At 62.4% G+C, this 12,565-nt stretch carries 10 protein-coding genes; 4 read left to right on the forward strand and 6 right to left on the reverse strand.

The annotated features are described in order from the left end of the window. Positions 1-126 precede the first annotated feature (126 nt). The gene (gene pncB / locus HKK54_RS07755) at positions 127-1,341 is read left to right on the forward strand and encodes a nicotinate phosphoribosyltransferase (RefSeq protein WP_169386498.1); all 1,215 of its coding nucleotides are present in this window, start codon (positions 127-129) and stop codon (positions 1,339-1,341) included. Between the two features lie 3 nt (positions 1,342-1,344). Further along, positions 1,345-2,172, forward strand: coding sequence for an ammonia-dependent NAD(+) synthetase (nadE, locus tag HKK54_RS07760; protein WP_010173893.1), 828 nt, complete (start codon positions 1,345-1,347; stop codon positions 2,170-2,172). A 223-nt stretch (positions 2,173-2,395) separates the two neighbouring features. On the opposite strand, the gene azu is transcribed toward nadE, so the two are convergent. Further along, positions 2,396-2,842, reverse strand: coding sequence for an azurin (azu, locus tag HKK54_RS07765; RefSeq protein ID WP_010173890.1), 447 nt, complete (start codon positions 2,840-2,842; stop codon positions 2,396-2,398). A 337-nt stretch (positions 2,843-3,179) separates the two neighbouring features. Between azu and HKK54_RS07770 the strand changes: the two genes are divergently transcribed. Beyond that, complete coding sequence (locus HKK54_RS07770) at positions 3,180-3,767, forward strand: TIGR00730 family Rossman fold protein (RefSeq protein ID WP_010173888.1); 588 nt, start codon at positions 3,180-3,182, stop codon at positions 3,765-3,767. Between the two features lie 68 nt (positions 3,768-3,835). Continuing rightward, on the forward strand, positions 3,836-4,024 hold the full coding sequence (locus tag HKK54_RS07775) for a hypothetical protein (RefSeq protein WP_010173886.1): 189 nt from the start codon (positions 3,836-3,838) through the stop codon (positions 4,022-4,024). 109 nt (positions 4,025-4,133) lie between these two features. On the opposite strand, the gene HKK54_RS07780 is transcribed toward HKK54_RS07775, so the two are convergent. From HKK54_RS07780 to HKK54_RS07800, 5 genes are all read right to left on the reverse strand, one after another. Beyond that, positions 4,134-5,024 carry a transglutaminase family protein gene (locus HKK54_RS07780; RefSeq protein ID WP_169386499.1) on the reverse strand — a complete coding sequence of 297 codons (891 nt, stop codon included), beginning with the start codon at positions 5,022-5,024 and terminating at the stop codon, positions 4,134-4,136. Next, positions 5,024-7,510, reverse strand: coding sequence for a circularly permuted type 2 ATP-grasp protein (locus HKK54_RS07785; RefSeq protein WP_010173882.1), 2,487 nt, complete (start codon positions 7,508-7,510; stop codon positions 5,024-5,026). The genes HKK54_RS07780 and HKK54_RS07785 overlap by 1 nt, the downstream gene beginning before the upstream one ends. A gap of 153 nt (positions 7,511-7,663) precedes the next feature. Then, entirely contained in the window at positions 7,664-10,957 is a 3,294-nt protein-coding gene (locus HKK54_RS07790) for a transglutaminase family protein (protein WP_169386500.1), read from the reverse strand. A gap of 187 nt (positions 10,958-11,144) precedes the next feature. Beyond that, positions 11,145-11,582, reverse strand: a complete 438-nt coding sequence (locus HKK54_RS07795; protein WP_010173878.1) for a hypothetical protein — start codon at positions 11,580-11,582, stop codon at positions 11,145-11,147. After that, positions 11,582-12,508 (reverse strand): NAD synthetase, encoded by a 927-nt coding sequence (locus tag HKK54_RS07800; protein WP_169386501.1) that lies wholly within the window; start codon positions 12,506-12,508, stop codon positions 11,582-11,584. Before HKK54_RS07800 ends, HKK54_RS07795 begins: the two co-directional genes overlap by 1 nt. Positions 12,509-12,565 lie beyond the last annotated feature (57 nt).

A 12,565-nucleotide genomic window follows, 5' to 3' on the forward strand; every position in this document is an offset into this window, starting at 1 on the left:
TGGCGTCAGTGGTCTCACCGAAAAAAACTGCTGGCAAAACAGCACAGGTCTATGCGCCACTAGCGCCATTCCTTAATTGTGCGTAAAGGTCGGCGCCCATCGCCGACCCGTCTGGAGATTCCCGTTATGAGCGAGAGTGTGTTTGCCGATCGCATCGTGCAGAACCTGCTCGACACCGACTTCTACAAGCTGACCATGATGCAGGCGGTGCTGCACAACTACCCGAACGTGGAAGTTGAATGGGAGTTTCGTTGCCGTAACAGTGAAGACCTGCGCCCGTACCTGGCGGAGATCCGCTACCAGATCGAGCGCCTGGCCGAGCTGAGCCTGAGCCCCGACCAACTGGGCTTCCTGGAACGCATCAGCTTCATGAAGCCGGATTTCCTGCGGTTCCTCGGGCTGTTCCGCTTCAACCTGCGCTACGTGCACACCGGCATCGAGAACGGCGAGTTGTTTATCCGCCTGCGCGGGCCGTGGCTGCATGTGATCCTGTTTGAAGTGCCGATGCTGGCGATCGTCAGCGAGGTGCGTAACCGCTATCGCTACCAGACCGTCATCCTCGAACAGGCCCGCGAGCAGCTGTATCGCAAGTTCGACTGGCTGACGGCCAACGCCAGCGTCGAAGAGCTGTCCGAATTGCAGGTGGCGGATTTCGGCACGCGCCGGCGCTTCTCCTACCGTGTGCAGGAAGAAGTGGTGACGGTGCTCAAGCACGACTTCCCCGGGCGGTTTGTCGGCACCAGCAACGTGCACCTGGCCCGTGAGCTGGACATGAAGCCCCTGGGCACCATGGCCCACGAGTGGATCATGGCCCACCAGCAACTCGGCCCGCGGTTGATCGACAGCCAGATCGCCGCCCTCGACTGCTGGGTGCGCGAGTACCGTGGCCTGCTGGGCATCGCCCTGACCGATTGCATCACCACCGACGCGTTCCTCGGCGATTTCGACCTGTACTTCGCCAAGCTGTTCGACGGCCTGCGCCACGACTCCGGCGACCCGGTGCAGTGGGCCGAAAAGGCCATCGCCCACTACCACAAGCTGGGCATTGAGCCGATGAGCAAGACCCTGGTGTTCTCCGACAGCCTGTCGCTGCCCAAGGCGTTGGAGATTTTCCGCGCGCTGCGGGGTCGGATCAATGTGAGCTTTGGCATCGGCACCAACCTGACCTGTGATATTCCAGGTGTGGAACCGATGAGCATCGTGCTTAAAATAACCGCCTGTAATGGCCAGCCCGTCGCGAAGATTTCCGATGAAGCGGGCAAGACCCACTGCACCGATCCGAATTTCGTCGCCTATTTGCGCCACGTTTTCAAAGTACCTGCCCTACCCAGCAAGGAGTGAATCATGCAAGCCGTACAGCGCGAGATTGCTGAACAGCTCAAGGTCCAACCGCCCTTTAAGGACCAGGCCGCCCTTGAGGCGGAGGTCGCCCGGCGCGTTACCTTTATCCAGGACTGCCTGCTCAATTCAGGCCTCAAGACGTTGGTGCTGGGCATCAGCGGCGGCGTCGACTCTCTGACCGCCGGCCTGCTGGCCCAACGCGCGATGGAAGAGTTGCGGGCCGCCAAGGGTGACGACGCCTACCGCTTTATCGCGGTGCGCCTGCCCTACGAAACCCAGTTCGACGAACACGACGCCCAGGCGTCCGTGGACTTTATCGAGCCCGACGAGCGTCACACGGTGAACATCGGCCCGGCGGTCAAGTCCCTGGCCAATGAAGTGGCTGCGTTTGAAGGCAAGGCCGCGGTCTCCCGGGACTTCGTGCTGGGCAACACCAAGGCGCGCATGCGCATGGTGGCGCAGTACACCATCGCCGGCGCGGCCGGCGGCCTGGTGATCGGTACCGACCACGCGGCGGAAGCCGTGATGGGCTTTTTCACCAAATTCGGTGATGGCGCCTGCGACCTGGCCCCGTTGAGCGGCCTGGTGAAAAACCAGGTGCGCGCGATTGCCCGGCACTTTGGTGCCCCGGAATCGCTGGTGGAGAAAATCCCGACGGCCGACCTCGAAGACCTGTCCCCGGGCAAGCCGGATGAAGCGTCCCACGGCGTGACCTACGCCGAGATCGACGCGTTCCTGCACGGCGAGCCGGTGCGCGAGGAAGCGTTCCGGATCATCTGCGATACCTATCGCAAGACCGAGCACAAGCGGGTGATGCCGTTTGCACCATAAGCCGACGCGGCAGTTCATTGTGGCAAAAGGGCGTGTTGTGGCGAGGGAGCTTGCTCCCGCTGGGGCGCGAAGCGGCCCCTGAAACCTGCTGACCGCTTTTTCTGATGCTACGCGGTGACCTTATTGGGGCCGCTCCGCAGCCCAGCGGGAGCAAGCTCCCTCGCCACAAAAGCAGCTCAAAAAAAAGCGCCCCGAGGGGCGCTTTTTTTTGCCTGAAGAATGATTACTTCAGGGTCACAGTGCCTTTCATCATCGAGATGTGGCCTGGGAAGGAGCAGAAGAACGAGTAGTCAGTACCTGCCGCCAGCTTCGACACGTCGAAGGTCACGGAGTCTTTCTCGCCGGCACCGATGATCTTGGTGTGGGCGATGATGCGGGCGTCGCCGTCTTTCAGGTAGTTCTTGTCGATGCCGGCAGCCATGCCGTCGCTGGCGATGCCAGGCATGTCGGCGGTGGAACTCAGCACCCAGTTATGGCCCATGACGTTTTTCGGCAAGCTGCCGGAGTGGGTCAGCTCTACGGTGAACGTCTTGCAGCTCTTGTCGATTTCGACGGCCTTGGTGTTGAAGGACATCTGGTCAGTGGAGTCGACAGTGACCTTGCACTCTGCAGCAAGCAACTGGCCGCTAGCCAGAGTCAGCAGGGAAACAGCAACGAGTTTGGCAAACATGTGAATCTCCAGGGCAGGGTTTAAAAAACGCATATTGCGACAAGGGTGCCTGAGTCAGGCAGGACTTCATATGATCTGTATCAACAGATTGTATACAACTTTAGGCTATCAGACTCATCGACACAATCTACCGGCCAAACTCGCACCGCCGGCCTATGATCGGCTCATCTTCCTTCTGGAGTCCGAGCCATGCACCTCAATAGCCTGTTCCGCAGCCTGCTTGCCGCCTATGCCTGTGGCGCCAGCGGCACCTACGAAACACCTCAACGCGAGGTTTAGTCCTTTGAGAGACGCAAGCCAGCCTTTACTCTTTAGCCACAACTGAGTGGAGTCAGGTATGTCCTTGAAGTCTGTTTGTGTATTTTGCGGTGCCAGCAGCGGCACCAACCCGGCCTACCGCGAAGCGGCCGTTGCCCTCGGGCGTGCGTTGGCCGAGCGCAAGCTCACCCTGGTGTATGGCGGCGGCGCCGTGGGCCTGATGGGTATCGTCGCGGATGCGGCCCTGGAAGCCGGTGGCGAGGTGATCGGGATTATTCCCGAAAGCCTGAAAGTCCTGGAAATCGGTCACAAAGGCCTGACCCGCCTGGAAGTGGTCGACGGCATGCACGCTCGCAAGGCGCGCATGGCCGAGCTGAGCGACGCGTTCATTGCGCTGCCGGGCGGCCTGGGCACCCTGGAAGAACTGTTCGAAGTCTGGACCTGGGGCCAGCTCGGCTACCACGGCAAACCGCTGGGTTTGCTCGAAGTGAACGGTTTTTACCGCAAGTTGACCGATTTTCTTGATCATATCGTCGGCGAAGGTTTCGTCCGCGCACCGCATCGTGCCATGCTGCAAATGAGCGAATCGCCGGCTGAGCTGCTTGACGCATTGGATGCCTGGCAACCGCTGGTCCTGCCCAAATGGGTGGATCAAAAACCCGATTAACCCTTGGGACGCGATTAAAGGCAGAATACGCGCCGCTCAACCTCACCTTCGACCCCAGAGGATCGCCCATGGCAAAACCTAATTACTCCTTCGCCAAACGTCAGAGAGACTTGGCCAAAGAGCAGAAGAAAGAGGAAAAGCTGCAGCGCAAGAAATTGGCAGCCGACGAAGAAGCCGGTGCACTGAACCCGGATGCTGAAGGTACAGTGGCTACAGACGAAACCGAAGCACCGAAAGATCAGGCGCCGGACGCCTGAGAACCACTGGATTTATGTAGGAGCCGGCTTGCCGGCGATCGGGCCGAATGATCACCAGAGATCTCAAGGTCGCCATCGCCGGCAAGCCGGCTCCTACAGTGGATCTGCGCTATTCCAGCGGCATCACCGTTACCCGCACTTCCGGGTCATGGCTCCCTCCCCCCAGAATCACCCCCCGCAACGGCGAAACATCGGAAAAATCCCGGCCCCAGGCCAGGGTGATGTGTTCCAGCGCCGGCTGCACATTGTTGGTCGGATCAAAATCCACCCAACCCGACACCGGGCAAAACACCGACACCCACGCGTGGGACGCATCCGCGCCGATCAACCGTGGCTGGCCGGGCGGTGGCTGGGTCAGCAGGTAACCGCTGATATACCGCGCCGCCAGGCCCCGGGAGCGCAGGCACGCGAGCATCAGGTGGGCGAAGTCCTGGCACACGCCGCGCCGGCGCTCCAGCACTTCCACCAGCGGCGTGGCAACCTGGGTGGCTTCGGCATCGAAGGTGAACTCGCTGAAGATCTTTTGCATCAGCGCCTGCACACCCAACAGCAATGGACGACCGGCCGGAAAACAGTCTTCAGAGAACTCGACGAAGCTTTTTTTCAAATGCACATAGGGCGATTCAAACCGATAGCGACACGCCTCGATCACCTCGGCGGATAACGGCTGGCTGCTGTAGGTCAGGCCGTTGCGGGTCTGGTCCCAGGCCCGCGACAGGCTGAAGTCCAGTACCGGCCGCGCCAGCACTTCCACCGTCAGCCCGGCGTTCACCAGCAGCTCATCGTGGGGCCGCTCGAACGCCAGCCGGGTGATCGGGTTACCAAACACATCAAGCTCGTCCCGGCGCGAGGTCGGCTCGGGGCTGATCTCCAGTTGCTGCGAGCTGCAGCGCTGCCAGGCACACGGCCGCGGCCACAGGTGCGCCAGTTGCTGGGCCAGGGACACCGGGCTGTCGTAGTGGTAATGGGTATCGTGGAAAATCTGGTAGCGGGCACTCATCACACAGACACCGTTTGCTGGCTGACATCGTCCACATGGGCAAAATGGCGCAAGGCCAGGCGGTCGGAGACTTGCCCGCTTTCATCGGCCACCGCTTGCAGCAGGTCGGCCAGGCCGTCCAGCGCGGCACGCACGCTGGACTCACCGAACAGCGGGTTCTCCAGGCAACCCAGGTCAAAGCGCGCCAGGCGCTCCACCAACGGCGCGAGCCCGGTTTCCCGGGGCACGCCAAAATCATCATTCAGGCGACGCAGGGTGCGGCTCACCAGTTTCAGCTGGAACAGCACCGCGTGGGGGTTTTGCTCATCCAGCAGCAACAGGTCCAGCACCGGGATCAATTGCGGCACCGCGAGGTAACGCGAGCGATAGGTGATGCTGCTGTTGCCCAGTTCCAGCAACCACTCCAGCCCGGCCTGATCGAATACCGCCACGCCCCGCAGGAAGGCCGCCAGGCTGCTGCTGAGGAACTGCAGGCGCTCGATGCGCCGCCCCATCATCAGGAAGCGCCAGCCTTCGTCGCGGGTCATGTCGTCGAGGGCGAAACCCGACAGCGCCGCCAGGGACATCACCAGGCGGTTGAGGAAGTCCAGCAGCTCGCCAAAGTCCGGCTCTTCGCTTTCCAGCTCCAGGGCTTCGCGTTGCAATTCCACCAGCGCTTGCCAGTTTTCACGGGACAGCTTGCCGCGCACCTGGGACGCCGCCCACTGCAAACGCTGCAGGTTGGCCCGCAGGCTCGACGGCCAGTCATCACCGAGCAAGGCCGCCTGAAGCCGCTCAGGCAATTCGCCCTCCTCCGGCAACAGTCGCAGGTTCTCGCCCAGCTCGACCGCCGCCTGCAACGCCAGGGGGTCGTCTCCATCGACATAGCGGGCGAGGACGATCCGCAGCCAGCGCGCACTGTCATCACAGCGCTCGCAATAGCGGCCAAACCAGAACAGGTTCTCCACCACCCGCGATGGCAGGTACGGGTCACGCCGCACCAGGTCGTGGGCGCCGATTGCCCGTTGGGCGCGCCACTGTTCGGTGCCGTGGGCACGCTCGCCGAGCACCCAGGTGTCCTTGCTCGCACCGCCGCGTTGCATCGACACCACTTCGGCATCGGCCTCGGCGGCCACGCGGGTCAGGCCGCCGGGCAGTACCCGGTAACCGTCGGCGCTGGCCACAGCGTAAACGCGCATGCCGATGGCACGGTGTTGCAGGTGATCGTCCACCGTGTGCCAGACCGGCGCTTGCGACAACTGCGCGAGTTCCTGGGCGACGTAGGCGTAGGGTCGCGCCTGCATGCGCTCGGCCAGGGCCTGTCGTTGCTCGTCGTTCAAATCGCGGCCAAACACCGGGGTGAAGCTTTGCGACGGAAAGGCCGGCTTGATCAGCAGCTCCGGGAGTTTTTCCAGGGCTTCGGCCAGCACCGGCGCCTCACCGCACCACCAGGTGGCGATGGACGGCAGGATCAGTTCTTCGCCAAACAGGAATTGATTGATCTTCGGCAAAAAGCCCAGCAAACCCGGGGATTCCAGCACGCCACTGCCCAGGGCATTGGCCACCAGCACATTGCCCTGGCGTACGGCGTCCAGCAGGCCGGGTACGCCCAGTGCCGAGTCGGTGCGCAGCTCCAGCGGGTCGCAGAAGTCATCGTCCAGGCGGCGCATGATCGCGTGCACCCGGCGCAGCCCGCTGAGGGTTTTGAGGTACACCGTGGCGTCGCGCACGGTCAGGTCGCCGCCCTCCACCAGCGGGTAGCCGAGCTGGCGGGCGAGGTACAGGTGCTCAAAATAGCTTTCGTTGAAACGGCCCGGGGTCAGCAGCACGATCAGCGGCGGCTGGTCGTCGCTCGGGGCCTGGCGGGCAAGGGTTTCCTGCAAGGTGCGGAAGAAACCGGTGAGGTGCTGCACCTGCAAGTCGCGGTACAGGTCCGGGAATGCACGGGACACGATGGTGCGATTTTCCAGGGCATAACCGGCACCGGACGGAGCCTGTGTACGGTCGGCGGTCACCCACCAGCGGCCATCCGGCGTGCGCGCCAGGTCCACCGCGTACAGGTGCAGAAAGGCGCCGTCGGGCGGCTGGATGCCCTGGCACGGCCAGAGGAAATTGTTATGGCCAAACACCAGCTCTGCTGGCAGCAAGCCTTCGGCAATCAAGCGCTGCGGGCCGTAGAGGTCGGCCAGTACCGCATTCAGCAGGCGCGCACGCTGGGCGATGCCGGCGGAAAGTTGCTTCCATTCATCGGCGGCCAACACGTGGGGCAACAGGTCCAGCTCCCACGGGCGATCGGCGCCCTTGGGGTCGGCGTAGACGTTATAGGTCACGCCGTTTTCCTGGATCTGCCGGGTCAGCAAGGCCTGGCGCTGGGCCAGTTGCGCCGGGGTACTGCGTTGCAGGTGATCGAGCAGGCGCTGCCAATGGGCGCGCACCGCGCCGCTGTCGTCCAGCAGTTCGTGATAAGTGCCCGCGGTCAGCGGGTAACGGTCGAGCAAGTCGGGCATGGAACGCTCGGCAGGGGCAAGGGAAGTCAGTATGTAGGAGCCGGGCTTGCCCGCGATGCAGGCACCTCGGTGCATCTGGTGTACCGAGGTGATGCTATCGCAGGCAAGCCAGCTCCCACATTAGAGATTTGTCGCTTTCGGGATTATGTACATTCAATCCTCTGTTTTTTTTGCAAAGCGCCGCAAATCCAGGGTCATCGGCAATTCATCATTGATCACCACGCTCGGCACCGGCAATTTCCCCGGGCTGTGCCCCAGGCGGAAAAACCGCGCCATCCGCCGGCTTTCAGCTTCGTTGGCATTCACCGGCAGGCTGTCGTAATTACGCCCGCCCGGATGGGCGACATGGTACTGGCAACCACCCAGCGAGCGCTGCATCCACGTGTCCAAAAGATCAAATACCAGCGGCGCATGCACCGGGATGGTCGGTTGCAAACAGTTGGCCGGTTGCCAGGCCCGATACCGCACACCGGCGACAAACTCGCCGACGCGTCCGGTGGGTTGCAGCGGCACCGGGATGCCGTTGCAGGTCAGCAGGTAACGCTGGGGCGGCAGGCCGCTCAACTTGACCTGCAAGCGCTCCAGGGACGAATCCACGTAGCGCACCGTGCCGCCCACGGCGCCCTCCTCACCCAGTACATGCCAGGGCTCCAGGGCCTGGCGCAGTTCCAGTTCGATACCGCTGACGGCGTAGTCGCCGACCTTGGGAAAACGGAATTCCAGGTGCGCGGCAAACCACTCGGCCCGCAGCGGATAACCGGCAGCGTTCAACTCGACGATCACGTCGGCAAAATCCTGCTCGATAAAGTGCGGCAGCAGGAAACGGTCGTGCAGCTCCGTGCCCCAGCGCGCCAGCTTCGGCGGCGCATAGGGTTCACGCCAGAAACGCGCCACCAGCGCCCGCAGCAGCAGTTGCTGGGTCAGGCTCATGCGCGCGTGGGGCGGCATCTCAAAGGCGCGCAATTCCAGCAGGCCCAGGCGCCCGGTGGCACCGTCGGGCGAGTAGAGCTTGTCGATGCAGAACTCGGCGCGGTGGGTGTTACCGGTGACGTCGATCAGCAGGTTGCGCAGCAGGCGGTCCACCAACCATGGCGGGCATTCCTCGCCCGCGTCGGGCATCTGGGCGAAGGCGATTTCCAGTTCGTACAACGCATCGTTGCGCGCTTCGTCGACCCGTGGCGCCTGGGAAGTCGGGCCGATGAACAGGCCGGAAAACAGGTAGGACAGCGACGGGTGGTTATGCCAGTAGCTGATCAGGCTGCGCAGCAGATCGGGGCGCCGCAGGAACGGCGAGTCCTTGGGCGTAGCACCGCCAAGCACAAAGTGGTTCCCGCCGCCGGTGCCGGTGTGGCGGCCGTCGATCATGAATTTTTCAGTGGTGAGGCGGGTTTGCCGGGCTTCTTCGTAGAGAAACTCAGTGCGCTCCACCAACTCGTCCCAGGTGGCGGACGGCTGCACGTTGACCTCGATCACACCCGGGTCCGGCGTCACCCGGAAGTTGCTCAGGCGTGGGTCGCTCGGCGGCTCGTAGCCTTCCAGCAGCACCGGGCAATGCAGTTCTTCGGCGGTGGCTTCGATGGCCGCCACCAGTTCCAGATAATCCTCGACCCGTTCCAGCGGCGGCATGAACAGGTACAACCGGCCTTCCCGCGCTTCGGCGCACAGAGCGGTGCGGGTCAGCCAGTCGGCAGACTCGTCGATCTTCGGGATCCGGTCTGGGCGGGTGGCCGCCTCGCCATGGCTTTGCAGTTGTGAGGTGGTCGGCAGCTCAGCCAAATCCTGGTTGGGATCAACGGGATGCACGAACGGATAATCCGCCGCCGTCACCCACGGCTGTGAGGCGAGTGGCAGGCGATAACCCAGGGGAGAATCGCCCGGCACCAGGCGGCAGTGGTTGTCCCGCAGGTACCAGCGCCCGCTCTGCCAGCGGTCATTGGCCGCCGTGCGTGCCAGCGGCAGCACCTGGCCGATGACTTTATCCAGGCCCTGACTGAAGACCTTGCGCAGGCGGTCGCGCTCAAGTTTGTCGTCCAGACGCGGATCTTCGGCGCTGACGTTTTGCGGCAAGGCGCCTTCGCGCCACAGGTAATAGAAATTGTCTTCGTAGGCCGGGAATACAAACTGCGCAGGCAGCTTCAGGCGTTCGGCGACGCTGGCCAGAAACCGCCCGGCCATCACGCCGTCGGCGCCGTAGCTTTCCTGCTCATCGGCGATCAGCGCGCTGTTGTGCCAGATCGGCACGCCGTCGCGGCGCCAGTAGCAGTTGAGGGACCAGCGCGGCAGTTGCTCGCCCGGGTACCACTTGCCCTGGCCGAAGTGCACCAGCCCCTTGGGCGCATAGTGCTTGCGCATGCGCTGGAACAGCTCGGCGGACAGTCGGCGTTTGTCCGGGCCCAGGGCGGCGGTGTTCCATTCGGCGCCGTCGGGGTCGTCGATGGAGACAAAGGTCGGTTCGCCGCCCATGGTCAGGCGTACGTCGTCCTTGAGCAGGTCGCCATCAATCTGCCGGCCCAGCGCCTGGATCGCCAGCCACTGCTCTTCGGTGTAGGGCTTGGTAACCCGTGGGGCTTCCCAAATCCGCTCCACGGACATCTCGTGGGTAAATTCGCACTCGCACGGCTCCACCAGACCACTGATGGGCGCCGCGGAAGACGGATCAGGACTGCAGGCCAACGGGATATGGCCTTCACCGGCGAACAAGCCGGAGGTGGCATCGAGGCCGATCCAGCCGGCGCCGGGCAAATACACTTCGCACCAGGCGTGCAGGTCGGTGAAGTCCACTTCGGTGCCGGACGGGCCGTCGAGGGCTTTGACGTCGGCGGTCAGCTGGATCAGATAGCCGGACACAAACCGCGCCGCCAGCCCCAGGTTACGCAGCAGTTGCACCAGCAGCCACGCCGAGTCGCGGCACGAGCCGGAGGCATTTTCCAGGGTGAATTCCGGGGTTTGCACGCCCGGTTCCATGCGGATCAGGTAGCCGATATCCGCCGCCAGACGCTGATTGAGCCCTACGAGGAAATCCACCGCCGGCAATGGCGTACGGTCGATACCCGCCAGATACGCGGCAAATCTCGGGGTCAGCGGCAAGGTTTCCAGGTACGGCGCCAGCTCGCGCTGCTCATCGGCGGCATAGCTGAAGGGGATTTTTTCGGCGTAGGGCTCAAGGAAAAAGTCGAACGGGTTGAACACCGCCATCTCGGCGACCAGATCGACCTCGATGCGCAACTCGTCGGTCTTTTCCGGGAATACCAGACGCGCCAGGTAATTGCCCTGGGGGTCTTGCTGCCAATTGATGAAGTGCTGCTCCGGCAGCACTTTCAGCGCGTAGGACAAAATCCGCGTGCGGCTATGGGCCGCCGGACGCAGACGAACAATCTGTGGGCCGAGTTCGACCGCGCGGTCGTAGCGGTAATGCGTAACGTGGTGCAACGCGACATGAATCGACACGGCGGCCTCCTGCGAGCCAGGGCATGGAAACAAAGCGCGCAAGACTTATGCCAGAGCAGCGGTCATTGCGCTTTATCGTGAGACCCGGTGCAGTACAGCACCAAAACGGCGCGGTAGCCGCCGTCGTGGTGCGAGGGTTGCACATATTTGTGGCGGGAGTGTGAGGATGGGTGGTGAATCTACCCAGTCAGGCCGCTTTAGCCGCCTCACGCAGCCGCCGCACTTCAGCCAGTTTCTTCACCATCGACCGATAGCCCTTGCTGTTGATCAGCAACAACCCGAGCAATGGCCAGAACAGGCATTCGCTGTAGATAAACCAGTGCGGACGGTATTGCAGCGTCGGCAATACCACCAGCAGGCACACCACAAAAAACACCACCATGCCCCACACGGCCCACGTGTGCCCGCGCACAACCAGGAAGTTGCTGTTGGTCACGAACAGCGCGGCGAACATCACCACGAACCAGGACACGGTTGCATTGGTGGCCATGGGGACGTCGGCAAAATAGGTACTCGCCGCCAGGGAAATTGCGCCGGAACCGCCGAGGCAGCCGGCGAGAATCACACCGATGAACGACGGGAAATGCTCAAGCAAAAACGGCTTTAACGATGGGACGCCACTCATCACTCGGTTTCCTCGTACAAGCCAATCGCAAAAGTTTTGGCCTGCTTGTAGTTGTCTGAGCGCTTCAGCCCCCAAACGCCTAACCCGGCACTGAAAGCATCGCCGATCTGAACGATGGTGGCGTGCTTGAGCTGGGTCGGAGTGAAGCGCTTGGGCAACTCACCACTCAGTTGCAAGAACTTGCGCATCTTGGTCGACATCTGCGGGTCGGCGATTTTCAGCAGTTCTTTGGTTAACTTTTCCCGCTCATGACCATTGAGACCTTTAAGCACCTGGCGCAGGCTTTTGCCGGTGGCTGCACGGGTGACATTGATCAGTTTTACAGTGGTCAGGGTCGATGCCCCCACGCCCACCAATGCGGCGCCATCCATGATTTTTGTGGCGTACTGGTACCACTCTTCGTTATCCAGATAGTCATTCATGCCCGGGTTGACGATTTCATTGCGGGTACGAAACGCGCCTACCAGGCAGGATGCGGTACTGGCAGTGGCGCTGGCATAGCCGATGACGGTCATGACCGAACTCGCACCCGCAGTAAACGGCACGGCAATGGTGCCGCTCAATACCACCAGCCAGCCAATGATCGCGCCACCACAGGACAGGGTGGTGTTGATGGCTTCGCCAATCAGTCGCCCTTCTCGTGGGTTGTTTATGACCTGATCGGCGAACTGGGCCGGGGCGATGTATCGCTGCGCCTCGCGCACGATGATCCGCTTAGGTTGGATGCTGCAGATCGGCTTGAATTCGCGCAGGGTGATGACGTTGAAATCCGCGTCGATATACACCACGCCCGCGCCAACAATGCCAGGGTCGGCGTCAATGGCGGCAAATATCCGGGGCAGGTTGATTTCACTTTCGATGCGCTGGCGCGCCATGAACTGGGAGCGGTTGGAATCCATGCCGATGCCAAGCAGGGGGCTGCTCATGGGGGTGTTCTTCCTTGAAATGATGCTGAGCTGACTGACCCCATCGCGGGCAAGCCC

Source organism: Pseudomonas sp. ADAK13 (genome assembly GCF_012935715.1).
In the GTDB taxonomy this organism is placed as follows: Bacteria; Pseudomonadota; Gammaproteobacteria; order Pseudomonadales; family Pseudomonadaceae; genus Aquipseudomonas.

Coding starts and splice junctions, on each gene's coding strand:
- pncB (WP_169386498.1), top strand. CDS start 127: ATGAGCGAGAGTGTGTTTGCCGATCGCATCGTGCAGAACCTGCTCGAC.
- nadE (WP_010173893.1), top strand. CDS start 1,345: ATGCAAGCCGTACAGCGCGAGATTGCTGAACAGCTCAAGGTCCAACCG.
- azu (WP_010173890.1), bottom strand. CDS start 2,842: ATGTTTGCCAAACTCGTTGCTGTTTCCCTGCTGACTCTGGCTAGCGGC.
- HKK54_RS07770 (WP_010173888.1), top strand. CDS start 3,180: ATGTCCTTGAAGTCTGTTTGTGTATTTTGCGGTGCCAGCAGCGGCACC.
- HKK54_RS07775 (WP_010173886.1), top strand. CDS start 3,836: ATGGCAAAACCTAATTACTCCTTCGCCAAACGTCAGAGAGACTTGGCC.
- HKK54_RS07780 (WP_169386499.1), bottom strand. CDS start 5,024: ATGAGTGCCCGCTACCAGATTTTCCACGATACCCATTACCACTACGAC.
- HKK54_RS07785 (WP_010173882.1), bottom strand. CDS start 7,510: ATGCCCGACTTGCTCGACCGTTACCCGCTGACCGCGGGCACTTATCAC.
- HKK54_RS07795 (WP_010173878.1), bottom strand. CDS start 11,582: ATGAGTGGCGTCCCATCGTTAAAGCCGTTTTTGCTTGAGCATTTCCCG.
- HKK54_RS07800 (WP_169386501.1), bottom strand. CDS start 12,508: ATGAGCAGCCCCCTGCTTGGCATCGGCATGGATTCCAACCGCTCCCAG.